Source organism: Microbacterium hominis NBRC 15708, assembly GCF_001592125.1.
Classification (GTDB): domain Bacteria; phylum Actinomycetota; class Actinomycetes; order Actinomycetales; family Microbacteriaceae; genus Microbacterium; species Microbacterium hominis.
Genome location: NZ_BCWI01000001.1, coordinates 63,117 through 85,233 on the forward strand (window position 1 = coordinate 63,117; position 22,117 = coordinate 85,233).

At 68.4% G+C, this 22,117-nt stretch carries 22 protein-coding genes and 1 pseudogene; 14 read left to right on the forward strand and 9 right to left on the reverse strand.

Features of this window, described 5'->3' with window-relative positions; translation table 11 throughout:
* Window positions 1-207: 207 nt before the first annotated feature.
* Window positions 208-1,305, forward strand: coding sequence for a helix-turn-helix domain-containing protein (locus tag MHO01S_RS00315; RefSeq protein WP_060958816.1), 1,098 nt, complete (start codon window positions 208-210; stop codon window positions 1,303-1,305).
* On the forward strand, window positions 1,298-2,407 hold the full coding sequence (locus MHO01S_RS00320) for a hypothetical protein (protein ID WP_060958815.1): 1,110 nt from the start codon (window positions 1,298-1,300) through the stop codon (window positions 2,405-2,407). Before MHO01S_RS00315 ends, MHO01S_RS00320 begins: the two co-directional genes overlap by 8 nt.
* Here the strand turns inward: MHO01S_RS00320 and MHO01S_RS00325 are convergent.
* The 6 genes and pseudogenes from MHO01S_RS00325 to MHO01S_RS00350 all read right to left on the reverse strand — a co-directional run bounded on the left by MHO01S_RS00325 (window position 2,373) and on the right by MHO01S_RS00350 (window position 7,069).
* Window positions 2,373-2,990: a hypothetical protein gene (locus MHO01S_RS00325; protein WP_061781698.1), complete on the reverse strand. Its 618-nt coding sequence runs from the start codon at window positions 2,988-2,990 to the stop codon at window positions 2,373-2,375. The two genes, MHO01S_RS00320 and MHO01S_RS00325, sit on opposite strands and share 35 nt — an antisense overlap.
* The gene (locus MHO01S_RS16415) at window positions 2,987-3,313 is read right to left on the reverse strand and encodes a hypothetical protein (RefSeq protein WP_157553713.1); all 327 of its coding nucleotides are present in this window, start codon (window positions 3,311-3,313) and stop codon (window positions 2,987-2,989) included. The genes MHO01S_RS00325 and MHO01S_RS16415 overlap by 4 nt, the downstream gene beginning before the upstream one ends.
* Before the next feature lie 78 nt (window positions 3,314-3,391).
* Window positions 3,392-3,724 carry a DNA-processing protein DprA gene (locus tag MHO01S_RS17050; protein WP_503826001.1) on the reverse strand — a complete coding sequence of 111 codons (333 nt, stop codon included), beginning with the start codon at window positions 3,722-3,724 and terminating at the stop codon, window positions 3,392-3,394.
* Window positions 3,675-4,361 (reverse strand): annotated as a pseudogene (locus tag MHO01S_RS16180) (DNA-processing protein DprA); the annotation flags it as partial. The gene MHO01S_RS17050 and the pseudogene MHO01S_RS16180, both read right to left, overlap by 50 nt.
* A 73-nt stretch (window positions 4,362-4,434) precedes the next feature.
* Window positions 4,435-4,797 (reverse strand): hypothetical protein, encoded by a 363-nt coding sequence (locus MHO01S_RS00335; RefSeq protein WP_157553714.1) that lies wholly within the window; start codon window positions 4,795-4,797, stop codon window positions 4,435-4,437.
* A gap of 1,960 nt (window positions 4,798-6,757) precedes the next feature.
* A complete protein-coding gene (locus MHO01S_RS00350; protein WP_060958810.1) occupies window positions 6,758-7,069 on the reverse strand; it encodes a hypothetical protein in 312 nt (103 codons plus the stop codon).
* Between the two features lie 414 nt (window positions 7,070-7,483).
* Here MHO01S_RS00350 and MHO01S_RS00355 point away from each other — a divergent pair, with 414 nt between their 5' ends.
* Both MHO01S_RS00355 and MHO01S_RS00360 read left to right on the forward strand, forming a co-directional pair.
* Window positions 7,484-7,909: a hypothetical protein gene (locus MHO01S_RS00355; RefSeq protein ID WP_157553715.1), complete on the forward strand. Its 426-nt coding sequence runs from the start codon at window positions 7,484-7,486 to the stop codon at window positions 7,907-7,909.
* A gap of 79 nt (window positions 7,910-7,988) precedes the next feature.
* Entirely contained in the window at window positions 7,989-8,762 is a 774-nt protein-coding gene (locus MHO01S_RS00360; RefSeq protein ID WP_060958808.1) for a dienelactone hydrolase family protein, read from the forward strand.
* Between the two features lie 15 nt (window positions 8,763-8,777).
* Here the strand turns inward: MHO01S_RS00360 and MHO01S_RS00365 are convergent, their stop codons facing one another.
* On the reverse strand, window positions 8,778-10,565 hold the full coding sequence (locus MHO01S_RS00365) for a 2-isopropylmalate synthase (protein ID WP_060958807.1): 1,788 nt from the start codon (window positions 10,563-10,565) through the stop codon (window positions 8,778-8,780).
* Window positions 10,566-10,730: 165 nt separating this feature from the next.
* Here MHO01S_RS00365 and MHO01S_RS00370 point away from each other — a divergent pair, with 165 nt between their 5' ends.
* A complete protein-coding gene (locus tag MHO01S_RS00370) occupies window positions 10,731-11,399 on the forward strand; it encodes a FadR/GntR family transcriptional regulator (protein ID WP_060958806.1) in 669 nt (222 codons plus the stop codon).
* On the forward strand, window positions 11,396-12,286 hold the full coding sequence (locus tag MHO01S_RS00375; protein WP_082734075.1) for an ABC transporter ATP-binding protein: 891 nt from the start codon (window positions 11,396-11,398) through the stop codon (window positions 12,284-12,286). Before MHO01S_RS00370 ends, MHO01S_RS00375 begins: the two co-directional genes overlap by 4 nt.
* Here MHO01S_RS00375 and MHO01S_RS16185 read toward each other — a convergent pair.
* Window positions 12,243-13,235 (reverse strand): CPBP family glutamic-type intramembrane protease, encoded by a 993-nt coding sequence (locus MHO01S_RS16185; RefSeq protein WP_255266051.1) that lies wholly within the window; start codon window positions 13,233-13,235, stop codon window positions 12,243-12,245. The genes MHO01S_RS00375 and MHO01S_RS16185 overlap by 44 nt on opposite strands.
* Window positions 13,236-13,598: 363 nt before the next feature.
* Entirely contained in the window at window positions 13,599-13,931 is a 333-nt protein-coding gene (locus MHO01S_RS00385; RefSeq protein WP_218016043.1) for a DUF3887 domain-containing protein, read from the reverse strand.
* Between the two features lie 255 nt (window positions 13,932-14,186).
* Here MHO01S_RS00385 and MHO01S_RS00390 point away from each other — a divergent pair, with 255 nt between their 5' ends.
* From MHO01S_RS00390 to MHO01S_RS00425, 8 genes are all read left to right on the forward strand, one after another.
* Window positions 14,187-14,756, forward strand: a complete 570-nt coding sequence (locus MHO01S_RS00390; protein WP_060958805.1) for a helix-turn-helix domain-containing protein — start codon at window positions 14,187-14,189, stop codon at window positions 14,754-14,756.
* Between the two features lie 179 nt (window positions 14,757-14,935).
* On the forward strand, window positions 14,936-16,030 hold the full coding sequence (locus tag MHO01S_RS00395; RefSeq protein ID WP_060958804.1) for an ABC transporter substrate-binding protein: 1,095 nt from the start codon (window positions 14,936-14,938) through the stop codon (window positions 16,028-16,030).
* On the forward strand, window positions 16,027-17,364 hold the full coding sequence (locus tag MHO01S_RS00400; protein ID WP_060958803.1) for an amidohydrolase family protein: 1,338 nt from the start codon (window positions 16,027-16,029) through the stop codon (window positions 17,362-17,364). The genes MHO01S_RS00395 and MHO01S_RS00400 overlap by 4 nt, the downstream gene beginning before the upstream one ends.
* Complete coding sequence (locus MHO01S_RS00405) at window positions 17,361-18,122, forward strand: ABC transporter ATP-binding protein (RefSeq protein WP_197425746.1); 762 nt, start codon at window positions 17,361-17,363, stop codon at window positions 18,120-18,122. Before MHO01S_RS00400 ends, MHO01S_RS00405 begins: the two co-directional genes overlap by 4 nt.
* Window positions 18,119-18,925: an ABC transporter permease gene (locus MHO01S_RS00410; RefSeq protein ID WP_060958801.1), complete on the forward strand. Its 807-nt coding sequence runs from the start codon at window positions 18,119-18,121 to the stop codon at window positions 18,923-18,925. Before MHO01S_RS00405 ends, MHO01S_RS00410 begins: the two co-directional genes overlap by 4 nt.
* Complete coding sequence (locus MHO01S_RS00415; RefSeq protein WP_060958800.1) at window positions 18,922-19,623, forward strand: DUF1028 domain-containing protein; 702 nt, start codon at window positions 18,922-18,924, stop codon at window positions 19,621-19,623. The genes MHO01S_RS00410 and MHO01S_RS00415 overlap by 4 nt, the downstream gene beginning before the upstream one ends.
* A gap of 141 nt (window positions 19,624-19,764) precedes the next feature.
* Window positions 19,765-20,313 (forward strand): TetR/AcrR family transcriptional regulator, encoded by a 549-nt coding sequence (locus tag MHO01S_RS00420; RefSeq protein WP_060958799.1) that lies wholly within the window; start codon window positions 19,765-19,767, stop codon window positions 20,311-20,313.
* The gene (locus MHO01S_RS00425; RefSeq protein ID WP_060958798.1) at window positions 20,310-22,097 is read left to right on the forward strand and encodes an alpha/beta fold hydrolase; all 1,788 of its coding nucleotides are present in this window, start codon (window positions 20,310-20,312) and stop codon (window positions 22,095-22,097) included. Before MHO01S_RS00420 ends, MHO01S_RS00425 begins: the two co-directional genes overlap by 4 nt.
* The last annotated feature ends 20 nt before the right edge of the window (window positions 22,098-22,117 follow it).

The following is a 22,117-nucleotide window of genomic DNA, read 5'->3' on the forward strand; positions in this document are numbered from 1 at the left end:
AGTGAGGACGAGGGTGGCAATGGTGGCGAGTCAGATACCGGCGGCTGCGAGCAGGTTGGTCTCTCCGATCGGACGGAAGCACACCACGCTGGCAAGGCGTTGAGCACGGTTCCGACGACGCGAATCGCCATTGCGCGCTCGGCGAAACGCGTGGCGCAACTACCTGGCAAAACCTGCGTATGCTATTCTCACTTGCGGAGGTGAGAGATGGCGGATGCGACGGTCTCGATCATCGCGCTGCTGCGCGAGGCGCGCGGGTGGAATCAGACGGAGTTGGCGAAGGAGGCCCACATGTCGCAGGCCGTCGTTTCGCGCCTGGAGTCCCACAGCCTCGAGCTGACCGACGAGCGCATCGACGCCCTTGCGGACGCGCTCGATTGCCCGCCGGGCCTTCTGCGCGCAGATCCCTCGGTTACCGGCCTGTCGATCAGCTGCCTGCATCACCGTCGTCGGTCAAGCACGATGACCGTGCGCACGATGCGCCGTGTCGAAGCCGTCACCCACCTCACCCGACTGTCGCTGGAGGGCTTGCTCACGGGGCTGGACCCGCAGCCGCAGCGCTCTCTGCAGCGAGACCCGATCGATCTGGACGGCGACGCGGGTGTGGTTGCGAAGCGGTTGCGGGAACGGTGGGGGCTGGGCGATGGTCCGCTGCCCAACTTGGTCGGCGTGGTCGAGTCCGCGGGGATCATCGTGGTTCGACGCCCGCTGTCCACCCCCGGGCAGGATGCAGTGTCGACGTGGCCCGAGGACCGGTCACGGTTCCCGATGATGCTGGTCAGCGAAGGCCTGCCCGCCGACCGGCAGCGTTTCACGATTGCCCACGAGCTCGGTCACCTGCTGATGCACGATGCGCCCGGGCCGCAGCAGGAAGCGCAGGCGAACGCGTTCGCGAGCGAACTGCTCGCCCCCGCCGTCACCATCCGCCCCGACCTGGAGGGGCTGCGCACCGGGGATTTCCGGCGCCTGCTGCAGCTGAAGGAAAAGTGGGGACTGTCGATCTCGGCATTGATCCGCCGCGCCTTCGACCTCGATCAGATCACCGACCGGCAGTATCGCGAGTTCAACATGCGTCTGGGCCAGCTCGGCTGGCGCAAGAGCGAGCCCGGAGACGTCGCAGCCGAGACCCCCACCACGATCTCCCAGATCCTGGACATCCACCAGCACGTCCGCAATCTCTCGATCGCCGATATCGCCGACCTCGCCAGGATGACCGAATCGGCCTTCCGTCACCACTACCTCGGCGAGAACCCGCAACCCGAGGCGCTCGTCCCGCTCACGATGGGAGCACCACTTCATGACTGACCTCGACCTGACTACGCCGACGCCCCGCCGCCATGAGCCCCAGACCCGGGTTCTGGGGGGCATCGACAATGCCATCCTCATCCACGCGCCGCACACCGATGTGCGGCGCGTCGCCGCATTCAGCGGCAGCAGCACCCTCAACACCGTCTACACGATCGGCAAAGGCAACCTCACCGCCGCCGCGGACCGGCTGCTCACCCGACACCGTGAAGTCGCCGGCGACCAGTCCCGCATCCTGTTCGACGCGAACCGCTACGCCGGAAAGAACCGCAAGACCGCCGCCGAACCCCTCAACGCGGACTGGGTGACGTGGCAGCTCGACCACGGCGTACCGATCGCGCTCACCGACAGCGGCTACCTCAGCCTGGAACGCTTCGACGACGTCTACGGCCTGCTCGCCGGCGCAGCACAGCTCGCCGCCCGCGCCCGCGGCCCGGTGATGGCGGTGCTGCCTATCGACTACCTCATCCTGAAGAACCGCGCCGCGGACCTGCTCGCCGCCATCACCACTGCTGGGATTCCTGTCGCCCTCGCTGTCGGTCACACCACCGACCCGTTCGGGTCCGCGGCTGCTGTTGCGGGTCTGCTCACGGTCCTCACCGCGCCGGTCCCGATCGCGCTGCTGCGCTCGGACCTGTCCGCTGTCGGCGCGGTCGCCGGCGGTGCCATCTTCGGCGCGGTCGGAACCGCCAGCTCGCTGCGACACATCTGGACCTCCACCGGGGGCGGCGGAGGTCGCGGCGGCCGCGTCGTGTCCGTATATGTGCCGCGGCTGATGTCCTACCACCACCTCGAGCGGTTGCCGCTGGTGGCCGCGCAGATGCCCGCCGACTACTTCTGGTGCTTCTGCGAGATCTGCCAGGGCGATCCGGTATTCGACCGGGTGGGTGATCACGCCGCGTTCGCGCACAGCATCGGCAGCATCGCAGCCGCAGCTCGCGAAGTGCTCGACGGTCCCCGCGAAGACCGCCTCGTCTCGTTCCGGTCGCGAGCAGTAAGCGCGCAGATGATGCACATGGACATCGCCCTGCAGATGGAGGATGCGCACTGGGACGCGCCCAGCTCGCTCAACGCGTGGGTGAAGGCCGTCGTTCCGCGCTGAACGCGACCGGGAGTGCGTTGGACCGCAGCGCCCAGTCGAAGAGCCGCTCCTCGTACACGCGCCGCCACAGGGGACTCAGCGCGGCGCCGGACATCGGGCCTGGATCGCCAGGGGCATAAACGACGACACCATCGCCGCCACTGACGACCAGGGCGGTTCCCTGGGCATCGAACTCCTCGACCACGAGCGGCGAGCGAGCCGGGAACTGGGCGAACGCGGCAACTGTTCGGCACAGCGAACGCAATGGTTTCAGCGACCTTCGGACCGCGGTCGGACGGCCCACACCGATCATCCCGGCGGCCCGCAACGGGGACTCGACATCCAGGTAGATCAGCCGACTGACCGCGTCCGGTGAGGTCGCCGGTGCGACCGACGCGTGCAGACGGTTCGCGAGCACCCTGCGGTCCCACACCACGACCGGGTGCACATGCGCCCGGCAAAAGGTCGTCAACGGCAGTCCTGCCGCGCCCGGGAACAACTGCGCCGTGATCGCTGCGACTGCGGCTTGCCTGCCGGCCGGTCCCGCCCACGGTGCGTCGAGGTCACGGTGGAGAGGTGCGCTGAGCGACACGTCCAAGCTCATGCGTTCTCCATCCCCTCGACCCTAACCCGCCCTGCGGGGAGCAGTTCTACCGCGTCATCATGCCGGCGCACATACAGGGGATCACCCGCCGCAGCGCCAAGCTCCGACACCACCCACGACGGCGCGATCACCTGCGCCTGCGCGGACATCATCCGGAAAGCCTCATCCTCCGCCCGCGCAGCCCGCAACACCACTCGCCCTTGCGTTCGTTCGAAGCTCACCCGGCCAGGCACCGCGATCCCCGCAGCCGCCAGCAGTGCCCGCGGCACCGAAAACTGACGGCGGCGATCCAATTTCCGTGGCCCATGCACATCGCTCAACATCCCTTCATCTTACTTTTAAGATGCACGTGCGAACAGAGGTCCGCGCGCTGACCGCGCTCCTGGACTCACCTTGTGCTCTCAGAGCGCAAGACCTGTCGCTCGTCGGCAGCGGGTGAACTGCGGCGAGTGATCGAACGCGCGCCGAGGATTCGGTGCCGTTGACTCGAGCAGCTCACGGATCTCGTTGGCGTTGGTGACGACGGTTGCGATGCGCTCGCGCAAGAGTCGGTGGCATCCTGTGCTCGCGGCGCTCGTGACCGGGCCGGGCACTGCACCGACAGGTCGTCCGAGCGTGTGGGCTCGAACGCGAGCCAGCTTCAACGACGACGGTCGCCCCGGCGAGGGTGGCCAATAGCCGGTTGCGTTGAATGAAACGCCACTTAGTCGGTGCCGCGCCAGGAGGTAGCTCACTGATTAGGGCGCCGCAGCTCTCAACGATGCGGTCGAACAGACTCGCGTTGCCGGCCGGATACGGACGGTCGAGCCCTCCAGCGAGAACCGCGACGGTGGCTGCCGGGTGTGCGCTTATCGCGGCGCGGTGTGCGGCACCGTCGATGCCGTACGCACCGCCCGAGACGAGGCTCACTCCGCTGCCCGCGAGCTCGCTCGCAAGCTCAGTTGCGACATGCTCGCCGTAGCTGGTCGCGGCGCGCGCACCGACGATCGCGACCCGCCGTGGCGTATGCGCTGCAAGTACACTGCAATTGCCGGCGATCCAGAGAGCGATGGGTTCGTGGATGCCGAGCTCCCTGAGCTCAGTCGGCCACCGCGAATCGCCTGGAGTGAGGATGGTGAAGCCACGTCGCTCCGTGTCGGCGAGCACCCGATCGACGTCGGCATCCCGCAGTCGTGCACGCAATCGGTCTCGCCATAGGGCCCCGTCGGTGTTGTCGATCGCGTCGGGCACCGGCTCTCGCGTCTTGATCAATCGGACTGTTTCGGACGCGCCCAGCGAGCGGAGCAACGTGCCCGTGACCCCGTCTCCTGGTTCTGAGACTGCGGCAAGCACAACACGAGCGATCTGTTCGTCCGTGAGATGTGGAGTCATCGTCGCTCCTTCCTCGTGATGGCGGATGGGGGAGTTTGGCCGGTGATCGGCAGCTCGCACCACACGGGTCGGATCAGAGCGTGAGGCCGCGTCGACGCGGCGCGGTGGCACGCCCGGCGAGTGCGAACCACGGAGTCTGCGGTGATGTTGGGCGGTCCGCGTCCTCCGCCTGCGGTGTGAAGGTGCGCAAGAGGGAGACGTAGCCGAACTGGCGGTTGTACGTCAGCGCGTACACGGCGTTGTCGTCGTGGACGACGCCGTCGGTCGGACTCTGGGGAACCTCGTTGTACACGTAGCCGTTGACGAGGGCGGAGTCTCGGGTCTCATCGCCGAAGTCCCATTGCGACAGGTGACGGATTACCCGCTGGGGACCGCTCCTGTCGATCATGTCGAGCACGCGATCGGCTTCGTCGCCCTGCAGGAAGACAACGCTCATCCAGCGATGTTCGGGGACCGGCGGTGAGACCGGCGACTCCGACGAGATGGACGACGTCGTGGTGGTGGTGGTGCTGCTGTGGTTCATGCTGAGCTCCCTTCTCTAACTGGAGGTGCGCTGCGACTCACCTGCGCGAGTGGGAGAGGGCATTGATTGATCGCGGCCGAGCGAGCCCCACTACCCTCGGGTGAATCCCGGCTGTGTGCATCGACGTCGGTGGCGATCTCGCCCACATCCGCCCGACCGAGACTTTGGAGCGCCCCGAGCACTCGATTGCTGCCGAGCAACGGCAGGGGGCAGGTCTACTGAGCTGCGGCCGCGGCTGCTCCAGAAGCGGCGCTGCGCGCCGCGCTCGTAGACTCGGCGCGGAGGATGGCGACGATGGCGGTGGAGTTCGATTGCCCGGAGTGCGGTCGGCGTGCGCGGATCGTCACCGGCGGATACGTCGAGGCGCACGAGGCTAGTGCTGGCGTCGTGTGCTCGTTCACGCGGACGGCGCGCTCGGGGGAGCGCCCGACGTTTGTGGAGCCGACCCCCGAGACGGTGGCGCGAATAGCAGCGTTGCGGGAGCAGCGGGAGGCGGCCAAGCTCGAGCGGGCCGAGCGCAGACGGCGCGCGCAGGCGAAGGAGCAGGGGTCGACCTCTCCGCGCGGCAAGATGGTCTGCCCGAGGTGCGACGCTTTGGTCGCTCGGTCGCAAGCGTCGCCGACGCGACTCGTAGCGCACAAGCGCCCCTCGGGACATTGGTGCAAGGGCGGCGCCGAGCCGACGGCGAAGCAACGGACGAAGACGCAGAAGCGGCGGAGTGTGCGGACGGTCTCGGGGGGTTTGCCCTCGCTCGGGAAGCGTGGGTAGCGGGGTAGCGGGCCGAAAGCCCCCGCCCCCGAGCGCGAGGGGTTGGGGCGGCATCACTGGATCGTCAGTGGCGGCCGCGGGGGGAGCGGCCATCACTTTGCCACCTCAATCACCCAGGGACGACCCGAGTCGACCGGATACAATCGGAGCATTCGAACCGTCCGGTTCCCTGTCAACACAAGGGAACGCGAGGGTTCTCAAGACATCCGGTGGGATTCGGAAATCGCCCGAACTCTCCAAGGGGTCGCAGGTTCAAATCCTGTCATCCCGACGGTCTGAAGCCCTGATGAGGAATTGTTTCTCGTCGGGGCTTCGTCGTGTCTGAGGGTGAGCACTGGGTTGTCCAACCGCTCGATCTGCTCGATCCGTCCGCGGATGGAATACACCGCTCCGCTTCCGTGTCGTCGGCCACGAAGCGCACCAGAATGCGTTGAACGGGTGTCGCGCTTCTGCCTGGAAGGGGAGATTTGGGGCCTCCTCCAATCTGACGTATGGTTTTCGCGGCAACACCCGGTACGCAAATCTCCACGTGATCCACCCGAGGATGTTCTGACATGGAACTAACGAATAGCTTCTGGGGTCATCAGGGCCGAATAGGGCGCGTGACATCCGGCCCTTGGGTCGGCCGCCTTCTGTTCGTCTACCCGGACACCATGATCGAGTGGTGGACGTTGGTGGTGGACCCACCGCCCGTGGCCGGAGTTCCGGGTGACATGTATTTCAAAGGCAACGATGAGGTCGCATCGCTGCTCGATGAGTGGGGTGTCGAGTGGCTGCCCCGCGACTCCGACGAAGTTGAGTTGGAGCGAGCTCGGTTCGGGTGGAGGCCTCTCCGCGGCGGGGTGGAATGGCTACCCAGCTGAACGCGGCTCGCTGCGCATGAGTGCGGCTGATTCGGCTTGCCTTCCGGGACACCTCCGTCGAACGTGCCTGGAATGGACGAGCGCTCCCAGCCTGCCACCGGTACAGGCGGCGGCGTCGTCGTGATGCCGGAATCCGCTCACCGTTGCCGCGTACCGAGATCGATCTCCCTCCCGGTGGTGATTCACCACAATCGTGAGAATCCACGAGACCCTCGGGCTAGAACGGCTTGCTCGAAACTGCGTCACCTGTCCGGGCACGCGTGGGCAGTCACGGCCGGCAGGTTCGCCGAGTGATTCACCTGGAGCCAACCGCTTCCGACTCTGGTCCAGTCGACAGCGCTCCAATACACCGTCCGCTCGGACTGCCCGTCGACGAGAAGGGTGTACTCCTGACCGCTTTGGGCGGAGAGCTGCGCGCTATGGGTCAGCTGCATGCCGGCGACTGGTTCGCCGAGGTCAACCTCCTCTCCACGTGTGAACGTGTGCTTCCCTTCGTACTCCGCGACGGTCGTCCACTCCTTCGACGTGGTGAGGTCGCGGACGCTGAAACTCAATCTGCTTGCGTCTGTCGGGGCACATATGGCGACTCGGATTGAGCCGCCGCTCGCCTGGCGCAGAGCAGCGACTCCATAACCCGCACCCGTCTCGCACCCTGTCAGGACAATTGCTCCAGCGGTACAGACCACCGCCGCGGCCAGGAATCTGTTCAGCATCGGTAGCTTCCGTACTCGACGTTCGCGGCCACCTCGAGGTCGTTGAGACACTGCCTTCCTCCATCCAGAGGGTAGTTTGCCCGAGGAGGTCACCTCTGCCCAGGGCTGTACGGCACGGTGTCGGTATCATGGCGCATCTCACTGACGCGATGGGCGACCGGCGCCGCGCGAACTGAGCGGCCTGAAACGTGTTCCGTGGATAGCGATGCGCGGGTGAGTGGGGGGAGGATGCCGGTGCCACGCCCCAGTCTGTGGTTGATCGCGGTGGTCGCGTTCGTGGTCTTCGCGGCGATCTTCGTGCTCCAAGGAGTTCCCGATCAGTTCCTCGTCCTTCGCAATGCAGCGACCTTCTCCGCCAGCCAGCGGGAGTACCTGGCCGGGCAGGTTGCGCTCGTCGCCGTCTTCCAGGCTTCCGTCATCGGTGTTCTGCACTGGCATCTGCACGTTCTCGACCGACGCGTGCGCGGGGATCACGTGACCTTTCTCGTGCTCTTCGTGTGGGGCTCGTTGGTGTGGCCGGTGACGGCGTTTGCTGATGCGTACTGGGACTACGAGTATTGGGGGCAGGGGAGCTGGCGAGCTTCCTTCGATCTCGCGTTCTTTTCGGTGCCGCTGAGTCTCGTGGCGCTCATCGTGATGATCGTACGAGGGTCCCTGATCGGAAGAAGGGCCCGTGCGTGACTCCTGTCCTTTGGAGGATGGGAGTCACGGTCGCCTACGCGCGGACGCCGCCCTGTCTTCCCTCACAGAGGAGCACCAGATGACCACCTACGCCCAGAACCTGAACGAGATCCTCGACCGCGAGGCTCTTCCCGCGGGCGGGGTCGTCTCCGGCGACGTCGACTACGTCGCGCACGGTGTCGCTTTTCGTGGGTACCAGGCCCGTCCCGCCGGGGGCGGCCCCTACCCAGGCATTCTCGTCGTACACGATTGGCTCGGTGTGACCGACTACGTCCGGATGCGCTGCGACATGCTGGCCCGTCTCGGCTACGCGGCGTTCGCCGCGGACGTCTACGGGGCGGACGTCCGCCCCGCACCTCAGGATGCCGCCGCCGTCGCAAGTGGCTTCTACCAGGATCGCGCGCTGTGGCGACAGCGGCTCGCGGCCGCGTTCGAGCGGCTGCTCGCCGAGCCGTCCGTCGACCCCGCGCGCACCGCGGCGATCGGCTACTGCTTCGGCGGAACCTCCGTGATGGAGCTGGCCCGGACAGGCGCCCCCGTCGACGCCGTCGTGAGCTTCCACGGCGGCCTGCTCACCGGTCCGGAGGGGGAGGCGAAGCGAATCACAGCCAAGGTGCTCGTCCTCCACGGGGCGGCCGACCCCGTCGCCCCGGACGATGCGCTGCTCGCCTTCGAGAACGACCTGCGGACGGCTCCCGAGATCGACTGGCAGGTCGTCACGTACGCCAATGCGATGCACGCCTTCACCCTCCCCGACGCGAACGCACCCGAGCACGGCGCCCTCTTCGACGCCACCGCCGAGCGCCGCAGTTGGACGGCGATGAAGACCTTCCTGAACGAGGTCTTCGACTGAGAGGCCCGGGTCGCGTCACTCCCGGGCGTCTTCACGTCGATCCGGCGTGACGACTGAGGTGACCATGGACCCCGGCCGCATCCGATCCTCGGCGCCCGCGATCGAGTTCATGACGGCGGTCAACGAGGCGGTGAGCACAGACCGGTCCTTGCCGGCGACCCATGCGGTACGTGAGCCGCGGCGGTATTCGATGAGGGTGAGGGCTTCGCTGTCTGCTCCGGTGCCGATGCTGGTCTGGGAGAGGCTCAGGATCTCGATCGCGAACCCGTGTCGTGCAAGCGCCGTGGTGAGTGCGTCGACGGGTCCGTTGCCGTCGTGGGTGGTGGTGTCCTCGATGCCGCCGGCGCGGAGGGTGATGCGGGTGTTCGTGTCGGTCGTCACGACGTCGACGAGCTCGATCGGAGCGTCGACGGGGGTGGTGAGGTAGGTGGAGCAGAAGACATCCCAGAGCTGTTCGGCGGTGACCTCGCCGCCGGTGGTGTCGGTGTGATGCTGCACATGGCGGGCGAAGTCGATCTGGAGCCGGCGGGGGAGCTCGATGCCGAACTCGGTCTGGAGCAGGTAGGCGATGCCGCCCTTGCCCGACTGGGAGTTCACGCGGATGACGGCGTCGTAGCTACGGCCGATGTCGGCCGGGTCGATGGGCAGGTAGGGAACCCGCCAGGCGATCTCGCTCTCGTCGCGCCCTTCCGCTGCAGCGCGGGCGCGATGCTCGGCGAAGCCCTTCTTGATGGCGTCCTGATGGGTGCCGCTGAACGCGGTGTGCACGAGATCGCCGACATAGGGGTGTCGAGGGTGCACGTCGATGCGGTTGCAGTACTCGACGGTACGGCGGATCTCGTCGATGTCGGAGAAGTCGATCATCGGGTCGACGCCCTGCGCGTGCAGGTTGAGGGCGAGGGTGGCGAGGTCGACATTGCCGGTGCGTTCGCCGTTGCCGAAGATGCAGCCCTCGACCCGCTGGGCGCCGGCGAGGACGGCGAGCTCGGCGCAGACGATCCCCGTGCCGCGGTCGTTGTGAGGATGGACGGAGAGGATGACGCCGTCGCGGCGGGCGAGGTGGGTGTGCATGTACTCGATCTGGTCGGCGTACACGTTGGGGGTGGCGATCTCGACGGTGGCGGGGAGATTCAGGATCACGGGGCGCTCGGGCCTGGCATCCCACAACTCCGTCATCGCGTCACAGATCTCGATGACGTAGTCGGGCTCGGTCAGGTTGAACACCTCGGGGCTGAACTCGAACCGCACGTTCGGCAGGTCGCCGGCGAACTGGAGCACGTCCCGTCCGCCGGCGAGGATCAGCTCCCGCAGCTCGTCGCGGTCCTTGCCGAGCACGGTGTCGCGCCAGGTCGGGGCGGTCGCGGTGTACATGTGGATGACGACGTCGTTGCGGATGCCGCGGATCGATTCCACGGTCCGCTCGATCAGGTCGCGGCGCGCAGGGGTGAACACGACGATCGTGACGTCGTCGGGGGCGATGTCGGTCTCGGCGATGAGGCGGACGAAGTCGTAGTCGGTCTGCGACGCGGAGGGGTAGCCGACCTCGATCTCGGTGTAGCCCATCCGCACCATCAACTCGAAGAACCGGCGCTTGCGGGTGGGGTCCATGGGCTCCGCGAGGGCCTGGTTGCCGTCGCGCAGATCGACGGGGACCCACAACGGCGCCTGGGTGAGCCGTCGGTTCGGCCATTGCCGGTCTGCGCCCAGGGGCACGTCGACACGGGAGTAGGCGTCGGTGTAGCGGTGCGAGGGCATGCCGGAGGGGCGCTGCCGATTCCAGGAGGGGGCGATCGTGGTGGTCATGACAAGGAGTCCTTCAGGGTCTCGTGGGGAAGACCGGGGCAGTGTTCAGCCCCACGGCGGGGAGCCGGTCCGGCTACGCCCCGCCGTGGCGGCGAAGAAGAAGGAGGTTTGCGGTGAGCACGGGTAGAATCTAGCAGAAGTCCTCAGACAAGTAGAGGAGACGAGATGACTCAACTCAGACGTGTCCCCTTGGCGGACCAGGCCGCCGACGCGCTGTTCGCGCGCATCCGCGCGGGGGAGTGGGCGCTCGGCGCCAAGCTCCCCGGCGAGACGACGCTGGCGCCGCAGCTCGGAGTCGGACGGTCAACCGTGCGGGAGGCGATTCGCCAGCTCGCCGGCCGCGGCATCCTCGATTCCCGTCATGGGTCGGGGGTGTATGTGACGGCGTTGGAGGCGCCCGACGACTGGGAGCAGGTGCTGCGCCGCACCGACATCGTCACCGTGCTCGAGGCCCGCACCGCGATCGAGGTCGAGGCGGCGAGCCTCGCAGCGACGCGCCGCACGCCGTCCGATCTGCGCGCGATCCGACGGGCACTGGACCTGCGCACGGTTCCTGGGCAGAGCGTCGAGGAGCATGTGGATGCCGATATGGCGCTGCACCGCGCGATCGTGGTCGCCGCGCACAACGAGGTGCTGACCGAGCTGTTCGACGGGTTCGTGCCGCGGGTGCGGCGCGCGATGGTCGACATGCTCCGCCTCCGCACCGTGCCCGACGCGCACGCGGATCACGACGCGCACGTCGTCGTGGTCGACGCGGTCGCCGACCGGATGCCGGATGTCGCGGCCCGCGCCAGCCGCGCCCATCTCGATGCCCTCAAGGCGGGTTTCGCGTGAGTGCGGCGGTCGTCGAGCCCGTCGTGGTGCTTGACGAGGTGACGTTCCGCAGGGCCGGGAGAAGCATCCTGAACCGCGTCTCGCTGCGGATCGCGCCGGGCGAGCACTGGGTGCTGATCGGCCCGAACGGGGCAGGCAAGAGCACGATCCTCGGCCTTCTCGGCGCGCGCTCCTTCCCCACCACCGGCACCGTCGATGTGCTCGGCCATCGTGTGGGTCGTGTCGAACTGCTCGCATTGCGTCGCCGCATCGGGCACGTCGACCCGCGGCATCCGCTCGACTCGCCGCTCACGATCACCGACGTCGTCCTCACCGGGGTCACCGGCACCACCGAGCTCATGATGCGCTGGCAGCCCACCGCCGCCGAGCGCCGCCGAGCCGCCGAGCTGATCGACCTGCTCGGCCTCGGCGGGAAGGCCGAAGAACGATGGCCGACCCTCTCCCAGGGCGAGCGGGGGCGGGCGCTCATCGCCCGCGCGCTGATGAGCGAGCCCGCGCTCCTGCTGCTCGACGAGCCGTCGACCGGACTCGATGTCGCCGCCAGGGAGCAGCTGCTGGAGACGGTCGACCGACTCGCCGCGAGCGATCCCGATCTCGCGTCCGTGCTGGTCACCCACCACCTCGAAGAGATCCCCGAAGCCGCCACCCACGCCCTCCTGATCGCCCGTGGCGCCGTCGTCGCCGCCGGTCCCGTGCACGACACGCTCACCACCGACCTCGTGAGTCAGACCTTCGAGCACCCCATCGCCGTCGACCACAGTGACGGGCGATGGCGTGCCCGCAGCCTCCGCACGGTTCGCAGCGACTCGCGACGGCCGGCGACGCGCACGACGCGGGAGCGCCTCACAGAGAGCGGCGACGGATGGATACTCCCTCGTGATCGATGACGACGAGCAGCCGACTGTTCTCGCCAGTGCGATGTGGTGGTCGGAAGACCACGCTGTCGTCGCCGTCGTCTCCGATGCGCTCGCCGGCAGAGTGCTCACGCGGGGTTCGTGGCAGGGGGTCGTCGTGAGGTCGGCGCGCATCGTCGAAGACGACGCGGTCGCGCGGCAGGCTGCGTTCGAAGCCTTCCTCCGCGGCGTCGCGAGTGCCCTGACCCGCATCCGGGTGCCAGGGCGCCCGGGAGGCGTGCTCGGCGTCGGAGAACTTCGCCTCCATCTGGCGCTCTCGGGCCCAGAACTCGCGCGGGGAGTGCTCTTCGATCCGGACTCGCTCGCCGTGCTCCTGCCGTTCGGACTGTCGCTCTACGTGGATTGAGGCTTCGTCACGGTGAGGACGAGGCGATCGGTGATGGTGAGTCGGTTGCCGCTCATCGCCCGCTCGCCTTCTCCGGGAGGAGGCTTCCGCCGCGGCACGGGTGGTTGACCGCTCGTCCGGGAGCGGTGCGGGCGACGGACGGCGGAACCGGTCGGAGGCGACGAGGACGATCACGAGGGCGAGGGGCACGATCCAGCCGCTCCAGCCGAGGACGGTCGCCTGCGTGGTGTCGATGCGCTCACCGGCCATCGCGAACAGGAGGTAGGTGCCGCCGGCGCCGTTGAATGCGGCGTGGGCGAGAGCGGCGGGCCAGACGGAATCGGATCGGAGGCGAAGCCAGCCGAAGATCGCGCCGAAGACGATGCACATCTCGGTCATCGCGGTGAGACCGAGCCACCCCGGAACGCCCGGGTAGTTGTATCCGAGAAGGATGAGCGGCGCGTGCCACAGTCCCCAGATGACGCCCGAGATGAGGATCGCGGGGATCGCCCCGAGAGGCATGAGCTTCGGAAGAAGCCATCCGCGCCAGCCGAGCTCTTCGCCGAGCGCCGGGACCAGGTTGATGAACGCTGCCATCGGCAGTGCGAGGAGCTGCAGCAAGACGAGCACGCCGATCGGGAGCGGCAGCTCGTTTCTGCCGAGCGCCTGCAGTTGCGCGGTGATGGTCTGCTGGCCCGAGGGCTCGGGCTTTGCACGGCGGCCGTTCGACGAAGACCACCACGGTGAGCGCCGCGAGGGTGGCTGTCGCCATCATGGCGACCGCGATGATCGGGAACGCCGGGCTTGCGAGTCCGTCGCCGAGCCAGAGCGGAAGCGCCACGAGCCAGGCGAGGGCGAAGGCGATCACGACGAAGATCACGATGGAACGGATGTCGGTTCCACGGAGCCGGCCCGTTCCGCCCGCGTCGGTCACGAGATCGCTTCGGGAGGTTCGGCCGGTCATGGCGTGGGCTCGGTGAGGATGTGGAGTCCCGCGATGGTCCGGTCGTCGCGGAACGCGATGCGGGCGGTGTAATCGCCGGCTTCCATCGAGAGAGGGGTGTTCGTGATCGTGACGTCGGCGGCTCGCGTCACGACGGGATCGCCGTGGCTTTCGAAGGCGCCCGAGGTGGCCGCGATCTGCGCCCAGGCTGCCGCGAGCGCGTCGTCTGACAGGTTCTTGCGCATCGTCGGATCGAAGCGCGCGGACACGAGCTGCCATCGGCCCGCGACGAGGTCGTCGATGACGGATCGAGCCAGCTCCGCGCCGTCGCTCAAAGGTGTCGTGTTCATGAGTTCTCCCGTCCTGGGGTCGATGGGCTTGCCGAACCGCTGGAACGCCGCCTGCCGGCTCACGCCCAAGGCGCCGCCGATCGCCTGCCAGGTCGCGCCGCGCTCGCGTTGCGCGACCGCGACATCCTCAGCATCCGGCCGGCTCCGACAGCGTTTTACATCACGGAAACACGGCGGTCATTGTTGCGAAAGCGCACCCGGTATACAGTGTGCTTACTCAGCGTAAACATGCTGTTTAGTGACGAGAGGATCGCCGTGGACGACAGCAATCTCGGTGCCCGGGTGCGTGAACTGCGCATGCTGCGCCAGATGTCGACGCGCGAGCTGGCGCGGCGCGCGTCGATCAGCGCGGGCTATGTCAGTCAGATCGAGAACGGCCAGGCCAACACGAGCCTGGACGTCGTCCGACGGATCGCCGCCGCGTTCGGCGTTCCGTGGACCGAGCTCTTCAGCGCGCAACCCGCGCTGGGCACCGTCCTCCGTCGCGCCGAGCGACCGATGCTCGCGGCAGGCAACTCCGTGCGGCACTTCCGCATCACCCAACCGCCGCTCGGCAACGTCGAAGTGCTCGTGTCGGAGTATGAACCCGGTCACGGCGAGGGGAGCGAGAGCTACACCCACGGCGACTCGCAGGAAGTCTGCGTGATCCTGCGCGGTCGCTTCCGCTTCCACCTCGGCGACCAGGACTACATCCTCGAGACGGGCGACAGCCTGGACTACCGATCCTCGACGCCGCACAGCATCGTCAACATCGGCGACGTTCCCGGCGAGGCCCTGTGGGTGGTCACCCCGCCCTCTGACGCCCCCCTTCCCGCCGTGGACTGAACCACGTCCTCAGACTCCCGGCGCCGACGCGATGTTCGCACGGCACCGGTGATCGGCGATGCCGAAAACAGCACCGCCACCCGCTTCACCTGCTCCACTACGCACCGCCCCGTCCGAGTTCCATTCCCTCCCCGGATTCCCGGATCCGCGCACCACCCGTCCCGCGCTAGGAGAACATCATGCACGTCCGCCGTACCGCCGCCCTGCTCGCCACCGCAGCCCTCGCCGCCGCCCTCGCCGGGTGTGCGAGTGCATCGCCCGGCGCCGAAAGCGCCTCCACGACGATCCAGTTCGGCCTACCCACCAACATGGGGGCCAACAACTCGCCGATGGCCGTCGCCGAGGCGATGGGATACTTCGCCGACGAGGGGCTCAAGGTCGAGATCGTCGTCACCGGCGACTCGACGTCGATCGTCCAGGGGATCGACGCCGGGTCGCTCGACGTCGGCAGCACGCCTCCCGAGCCGATCCTGCAGGCCATGACCAAGGGCAGTGACCTGCAGCTGGTCTACAACTACATCCGCAAGCAGACCGGATCACTCGCGGTGCTCGACGACAGCCCCATCCAGTCGCTCGAGGACTTCCGCGGGGCCGTGATCGGCCAGGCCAGCCTCGGCACCTCGAACATGCTCCTGTCGGAGGGCATCCTCGCCTCGGTCGGGCTCGCTCCCGACGTCGACTACTCGCACCTCGCGGTCGGCACCGGCGCGGCGGCCCTGCAGGCCCTGAAGACGGGACAGGTCGACGCGCTGTCGCTCTGGGACACCGAGTACGCCGCCTTCGAGGCCCAGGGGACGCCGCTGCGCTACTTCACGACGGATGAGGTGGCCTCGCTCTTCTCGACGACCTACTTCACGAGCACCGACTATGCGGGAAAGAACGCTGCGGCGATCGAAGGGTTCGGTCGCGCCATGGCCAAGGCCACCCTGTTCACCGCGACGAACCCCGAAGCAGCGCTGCGCATCATGTACGACAAGTACCCCGACACCCTCGTGGCCGGCAACTCCATCGATGACCAGCTCGCGATCGACCTGGTGGCGCTGAAGCGTCGCATCGAACTGCTCACGGCCGGCGACCCGGAGGGCTCTCGCACCTGGGGCGCCTACGACGAGTCGGCGCTGAAGGCCTGGGCGAGCTTCGCCCTCGACGCGGGGATCATCGACTCCGCCGTCGACGCCGTCGCCGCCGCGCCGAACACCTTCGTCGAGGCCTACAACGACTTCGACGGCGACGCCGTCATCGCCGAGGCGAAGAACTGGAGCGCTGCCGGATGACGACCCTGACCTACACCGCGGGGGTCCCCGCGATCGACCACCACTCCCACGCCGGCTACGTCCGGCCCGGCGAGGAGCTGGAGGGGATCGACGCCCTCGAACGCGAGAACGCGATGGGACACGTGGAGGCGCAGCTTCCGGTCGACGTGTTCGACGCCTTCGTCGCCGCGCGCGGTCGCCACGACGGGGAGGAACTCGACCGGCTCGACCGGGAACACGGCATCCGGGCGCTGTTCGAGGAGAGCATCGCCTTCCAGGCCACGACCGTGCACGCGGTCGCCCTGGCCGACGGAGGCCGGGCGCTCTACGGCGACATTCCCCACGCGGAGCAGGTGCGCATGAGCGCGGAGCGCCGCCGGGCCGACTTCCCGGGGCTCTACGGGCAGGCGCTGGAGCTCTCTCACACGGCGGCGGTGCTCACCGACATCCCCTGGATCGATTCCGCGCTGTGGCCCCACGCGCAGTACAAGCCGGTCGCCCGCATCGATCCCTACCTCTACCCGTTCGGGCACCCGCCCTTCCGGCGCCGGGGTTCGGACAGCCCGCGCTTCCAGCGCGTGTTCGCGTCGATCCTCGCAGATCTGCTCAGCGCACATGGCCTCGCGTCGCCACCGGCGACGCTGGGGGAGTACGTGGCGTTCGTCCGGTCCTCGATCATCCGCCGGCAGGAGAGCGGTTTCGTCGGGCTCAAGATCGCCTCGGCCTACGTGCGCTCCCTCCACTTCGTCCGGCGGTCGCGGGAGGAGGCTACGGCGGCTTACGAGCAGCTGCGCACCGACCCGGCCGCGCTGCAGGGCGAGGCCCACACGATCGTCGCCGACTTCCTCGTCTTCGCGATCGCCGAGCTGGCCGTCGAACGCGAGCTGCCGGTGCAGATCCACACCGGCATGGGTCACGCCGAGCCCGGACTGCTGCTCACGGGCGCCGACCCGCGCAACCTCGAGCCGCTGCTGTCCGACCCGGCGCTCAACCGGCTGCGGGTGATCCTCATCCACGGCGGTTACCCGTACACCTCCTACCTGGCGGCGATCGCGCAGGCGCACGGCAACGTGTACGTCGACTATTCGTGGATGCCGTACCTCCACCATCACGCTCTCGAGCGGATGCTGCAGGAGTGGCTGGAGCTGCTGCCCGCCAACAAGATCATGTTCGGCACCGATACCGGCCAGCCCGAGTTCCACGTCGCGGCCACCGCGCGCGGGCGGCTGCTTCTGGATCGCGCGCTCGCCGCCGGGGTGTCCGACCGCCTGTGGAGCACCACGCAGGCCGAGTGGCTGGCGGGCCGCGTGCTCAACGAGAACCTTTGTCGTGTCTATGGGTTGGAGGCTCCGTGAACGACCTCATCGAGATCACTGATCTGTCGAAGGTCTATCAGACCCGCACCGGCACGGTCACGGCTCTCTCGCACGTCGACCTCAGCATCGGGGAGGGCGAGTTCGTCTCCATCCTCGGTCCGAGCGGATGCGGCAAGACGACGCTGCTGAGGATCCTTGCCGGGCTGGAAGGCCACACCGAGGGTGAGGCCACGATCTCCGGAACGCCCATCGGAGCGCCGCGGGGCGAGGCGGGCATGGTGTTCCAGAAGGCGACGCTGCTGCCGTGGCTGAACATCCTCGACAACGTGCTGCTTCCGCTGAGCCTGAAGCGACGCGTGACGGCATCCGATCGTCGCCATGCCACCGCGCTGCTGACGATGGTGGGGCTCGAGGACTTTCTCCGTAAGCACCCGCACGAGCTCTCCGGGGGCATGCAGCAGCGCGCCGCCATCTGTCGCGCACTCGTGCACGACCCCGCCGTGCTTCTCATGGACGAACCGTTCGGAGCACTGGACGCGATGACCCGCGACGCCCTGAACGTCGAAGTCAATCGGATCTGGCGGGAGACCGGCACCACCGCGGTGCTGATCACCCACAGCATCGCCGAGGCCGTCTTCCTCGCCGAGAGAGTGGTGGTGATGACTCCCCGGCCCGGCCGGATCGCGGAGATCGTCGAGGTGCCGTTCGGCAAGGAGCGTACCCCCGACCTGCTCGGCGACCCCGAGTTCGCCGCTCTGACCTCCCACATCCGACGCCACTTCGAGGTGAACTCATGACCGTCAACACTCAGATCGTGACGACGAGGCGTCGCGCGGTGAACACGCCGACGAAGCGCGCTGTCGGCTCGCTCGGCCTGTTGGCTCTGCTGCTCCTGGTCTGGCAGTTCGTGCCCGGCTGGACGAACACCCCCGAGTACGTGGTGCCGCCGCTGAGCGATGTGCTCTCCGCCCTCTTCGACCCGAGGGCGTTCCCCCGCTATGTGGAGAACGCCGCCTCGACGATGACGATCGTCCTGACGGGGCTCGCGATCGGCGTCGCAGCGGGCCTGGCGTTGGCGGTCGTGTTGGCGCAGTTCCCCACGGTGTACGCCGTGGTGTTCCCCTACATCGTGGCGATCGAGTCCATTCCGAAGGTCGCGATCGCTCCGCTGTTCATCATCTGGTTCGGCTTCGGGATGCCCTCGAAGGTCGTCGTGGTCGTGCTGCTCGCCTTCTTCCCGATGCTCGTCAACGCGCTGCACGGCTTCCGCGGGGTGGATCGCGACCAGGTCGACCTCTTCCGGGTGAACGGTGCCACGCGTTGGCAGATCCAGACGCGTCTCATGCTCCCCGCTGCCCTCCCGCAGATCTTCTCGGGCCTGGAGCTGGCCGTCGCCAACTCGATGATCGGCGCGATCGTCGCCGAGTTCGTCGGCGCGCAGAAGGGCCTGGGCGTGCTGATTCTGCAAGCGCAGGGTCGGATGGAGACGGCGGCCGTGTTCGCGCTCCTCATCATTCTGTCGGTGCTCGGCATCGTGCTGAACCTCATCGTGCGGGTGCTCCGCAAGGTCGTCGTACGATGGGAGATCACGTCGAAATGACCTTCAGCATCGTCGCTCGAGACCCGCTGACCGGCGCGGTCGGCGTCTGCCAGGGCACGGGGTCCATCGCACTCGCATCGCGGTGCCCGCAGGTATCGGGGGAGGCGGCGGTGACGAGCCAGTGGCACTCCGACTGGAGGCTGGGGCTCCGGGCGCTGGACCGAGGGCGTGCGGGCCTGGATCCCGTGCTGATCCTCGCGGGGCTGGCCGAAACCGATCCGCACTTCCACTACCGTCAGATCGGCGTCGTCCTCGACGACGGCCGCGTCGCCGCCCACACCGGGGATCACGTCGAGCCCGGCCTGTACGCGGGTCACCGCGTGGGGGAGGGTTATGCCGTCCTCGGGAACGGGCTGGTCGGCCCCGAAGTCCTCGTGGCGATGGAGGAATCGTTCGGAGAGTGCACCGACGTGCCGTTCGAAGAGCGGCTGATGCGCGCCCTGGAGGCGGGACTCGGCGCGGGTGGGGAAGGGCGCCAGCACCTGTCGTCGTCGATGATCACAGCCGTCCGCGGACAGCGTCGGCATCGTCTGGATCTCCGCGTCGATCTCGCTCCGCAGGGGCTCGATGCCGTCGCCGAGCTTCGCCGCATCCTCGACGGGTACGCGCCGTTCATCGACTACTACGGGAGCTATTGGCTCGATCATCCCGAGGTCACGGGCGAGCAATGGCTGGCGATGGGATCGCCCACGTCGTGAGCGTCGTTCGGGGCGGGCGGGCTCACGGGGCGGACGGCGTCCGCGGTCCCGTCTCCGGATTGCGAGGAAATATATAGACTGGTCTATTATCGAGACGTGACGACCAAAGGCACCCGCACGAGAGCCCGACTCTCGGAATCCATGCTCGAACTGATCCAGACCCACGGCTACAGCGGCACCGGCGTCAACGCCGTGATCGCACACTCCTCGGCCCCCAAAGGCTCCGTGTACTTTCACTTTCCGGACGGTAAGGAAGGGCTCGGTGCGGCGGCGATCGAACTCGCGGCCGCGCAGTTCGAGACGTTGATCACGGATGCCGCCGCATCCGGAGCCGGAGCTGCCGAGGCCGCCCGCACCGTCATCGCGGGGGTGGCTGATCTCGTCGCAGGCAGCGACTTCCAGCTGGGGTGTCCGGTGTCGGTCGTCACCCTGGAGATGGGAGCGCACAACGAGCGACTGCGCCGCGCCTGTGCCGACGCCTTCGAGTCGTGGATCGCGTCGGCGGCGGCGCTCCTGGAGGCCGACGGGCTCTCCCCGACCGAGGCGCGGGGAATGGCCACCGTCGTCGTGTCGATGATCGAGGGGGCCGTGATCGTCTCGCGCGCCCTGCGCAGCACGGGGCCGCTGGTGGATGCGGCCGACGGCATAGCGGCGTTCATCGCTCAGCGCGTCTCGGCGTCGACCTCGTGAGCGTCCCCGACCACGGTCGACACGCGCTGGTCCTCGGCGCATCCGGGTTCGTCGGCCGCCACCTCCTGCGTGCCCTTGCGGGTGCCGGGGGAGAGGTCACGGCGGCCGTGCGCACGCCCGCGTCGGCAGCTCGCCTGCAGCACTGGCTCCGCGAGCACGGCGTGACACGACCGGTGGCGACCGTCATCGTCGACTTCGCCTCCGCGGAGCTCGTGCCCGGTGACCGGTCGGCTCTCGCCACGGTCACCGAGATCCACAACTGCGCGGGCTCCTACCGATTCGGCATGTCCGCGCAGGAGGCGCGCGAGGCCAACGTCGGCATCGTCGAGAGGCTGATCGACGTCGCCGCGGGGCTTCCCGAGCTGCGCCGCGTCGTCCACGTGTCCGGCTACCGTGTCGGCGGCCAGGATCCCGTGACGGTGCCGTGGTCGGACGACCATCGCGCAGCGGTCTATGCACGCCTCGGCGCCTACGAAGCGTCCAAGGTCGAATCCGACGCGGTCTTCCAGGCGCGCGCGAGCGCGCGTGGGATCCCGTGGACGATCGTCAATCCCGCCAGCGTGATCGGCGACAGCGTCACGGGCGAATCCGACCAGCAGATCGGCCTCGCCGACACGATCCAGCAGCTCTGGCGCGGCAGGATGGCCGCCCTGCCGGGAGGGGACGCGACCTTCCTCCCCGTCGTCACCGTCGACCACCTCGCCGCGTTCATGGAACGCGTGGCCGTCGATCCGGCGGCGGAGAGCCGGGCCTACTGGCTCCTCGACGACGACACCCCGCCGCTCAGAGATCTGCTCTCGACGGTCGGGCGCCACCTGGGCGTGCCGATACCGCGGCTCACGGTCCCGGTCGGTGTCATCCGGCGTCTCCCGGCGCGCGTGACCCGCGTCGACCCCGAGACGTTGTCCTTCATGTCTTCCGACCGCTATCCGACGGGGTCCGCGGACGCGCTCGCCGCCGCCCACGGGATCTCGACGCCCGACGTGCGGCTGTCGCTTCACCGGTGGGCGGATCACCTGGTCGCGCACCGGTTCGGCGACGCGCCCGGCGGCGACCGGCGATTCGTCGACCACGGCGGCATCCGCACGTTCGAGATCGGACGCGCGGGTTCGCGTCGGGTGATCCTGCCGGGCCTGCCCGTGAACGCCGACACCTGGGCGCGGGTCGCCGCAGGCACGGGGGCTCGCGCGGTCGACCTTCCCGGACTGGGCCTGTCCGGCGGTACCGGTCTTCGGGACTGGACCCGGTGGCTGGCGGGTCTGACGAGCGGGGAGCCGCTCGAGCTCATCGGCCACTCTCTGGGCGCCGCCGCCGCGCTCGCGGTCGCCCGGCGATTCCCCGGGCGTCTCCGGTCGCTCACGCTCGTGTCGCCGTTCTTCCTGCAGGTCCCGCCACGCGGTGCGGCACGGATCTCGCCGGTCGTGCGCGCGTTCCTGAGGCACGCCGACGCGGTGTGGCTGTCGCGCCGGCTGACCGGGACCGACGCGGGGGCGGCGGCGCTGGAGTCGAGCGTGAGCGACCTGAGGCGCACCGGCGCGAAGCACGCCGCGGCCCAGCTGTCGCGCGCGGGCTCGGCGAGGTGGCGGGCGCAGCTGCGGGACGCGCTGAGGGGGTTCGACGGGCCCGTGCGTATCGTCGTCGGCAGCGAGGATCCGCTGGATGCACGCTTCCGGGACGACCTCGGTCCCCGAGTGGAGATCGTGTCGCTTCCGGGTGCCGGTCACCACCCGCAGCTGACCCATGCGGAGGCCCTCACCGAGGTCCTGTCACGCCCGGTCGCCTGACCTCGGCATCCGCACTCTCG

Bases quoted from the DNA above. Each gene is read 5' to 3' on its own strand.
- MHO01S_RS00315 (WP_060958816.1), top strand. From the start codon at position 208: ATGGCGGATGCGACGGTCTCGATCATCGCGCTGCTGCGCGAGGCGCGC.
- MHO01S_RS00320 (WP_060958815.1), top strand. From the start codon at position 1,298: ATGACTGACCTCGACCTGACTACGCCGACGCCCCGCCGCCATGAGCCC.
- MHO01S_RS00325 (WP_061781698.1), bottom strand. From the start codon at position 2,990: ATGAGCTTGGACGTGTCGCTCAGCGCACCTCTCCACCGTGACCTCGAC.
- MHO01S_RS16415 (WP_157553713.1), bottom strand. From the start codon at position 3,313: ATGTTGAGCGATGTGCATGGGCCACGGAAATTGGATCGCCGCCGTCAG.
- MHO01S_RS00335 (WP_157553714.1), bottom strand. From the start codon at position 4,797: ATGAGCGTTGTCTTCCTGCAGGGCGACGAAGCCGATCGCGTGCTCGAC.
- MHO01S_RS00360 (WP_060958808.1), top strand. From the start codon at position 7,989: ATGACCACCTACGCCCAGAACCTGAACGAGATCCTCGACCGCGAGGCT.
- MHO01S_RS00365 (WP_060958807.1), bottom strand. From the start codon at position 10,565: ATGACCACCACGATCGCCCCCTCCTGGAATCGGCAGCGCCCCTCCGGC.
- MHO01S_RS00370 (WP_060958806.1), top strand. From the start codon at position 10,731: ATGACTCAACTCAGACGTGTCCCCTTGGCGGACCAGGCCGCCGACGCG.
- MHO01S_RS16185 (WP_255266051.1), bottom strand. From the start codon at position 13,235: ATGGCAGCGTTCATCAACCTGGTCCCGGCGCTCGGCGAAGAGCTCGGC.
- MHO01S_RS00385 (WP_218016043.1), bottom strand. From the start codon at position 13,931: ATGAACACGACACCTTTGAGCGACGGCGCGGAGCTGGCTCGATCCGTC.
- MHO01S_RS00395 (WP_060958804.1), top strand. From the start codon at position 14,936: ATGCACGTCCGCCGTACCGCCGCCCTGCTCGCCACCGCAGCCCTCGCC.
- MHO01S_RS00400 (WP_060958803.1), top strand. From the start codon at position 16,027: ATGACGACCCTGACCTACACCGCGGGGGTCCCCGCGATCGACCACCAC.
- MHO01S_RS00410 (WP_060958801.1), top strand. From the start codon at position 18,119: ATGACCGTCAACACTCAGATCGTGACGACGAGGCGTCGCGCGGTGAAC.
- MHO01S_RS00415 (WP_060958800.1), top strand. From the start codon at position 18,922: ATGACCTTCAGCATCGTCGCTCGAGACCCGCTGACCGGCGCGGTCGGC.
- MHO01S_RS00420 (WP_060958799.1), top strand. From the start codon at position 19,765: ATGCTCGAACTGATCCAGACCCACGGCTACAGCGGCACCGGCGTCAAC.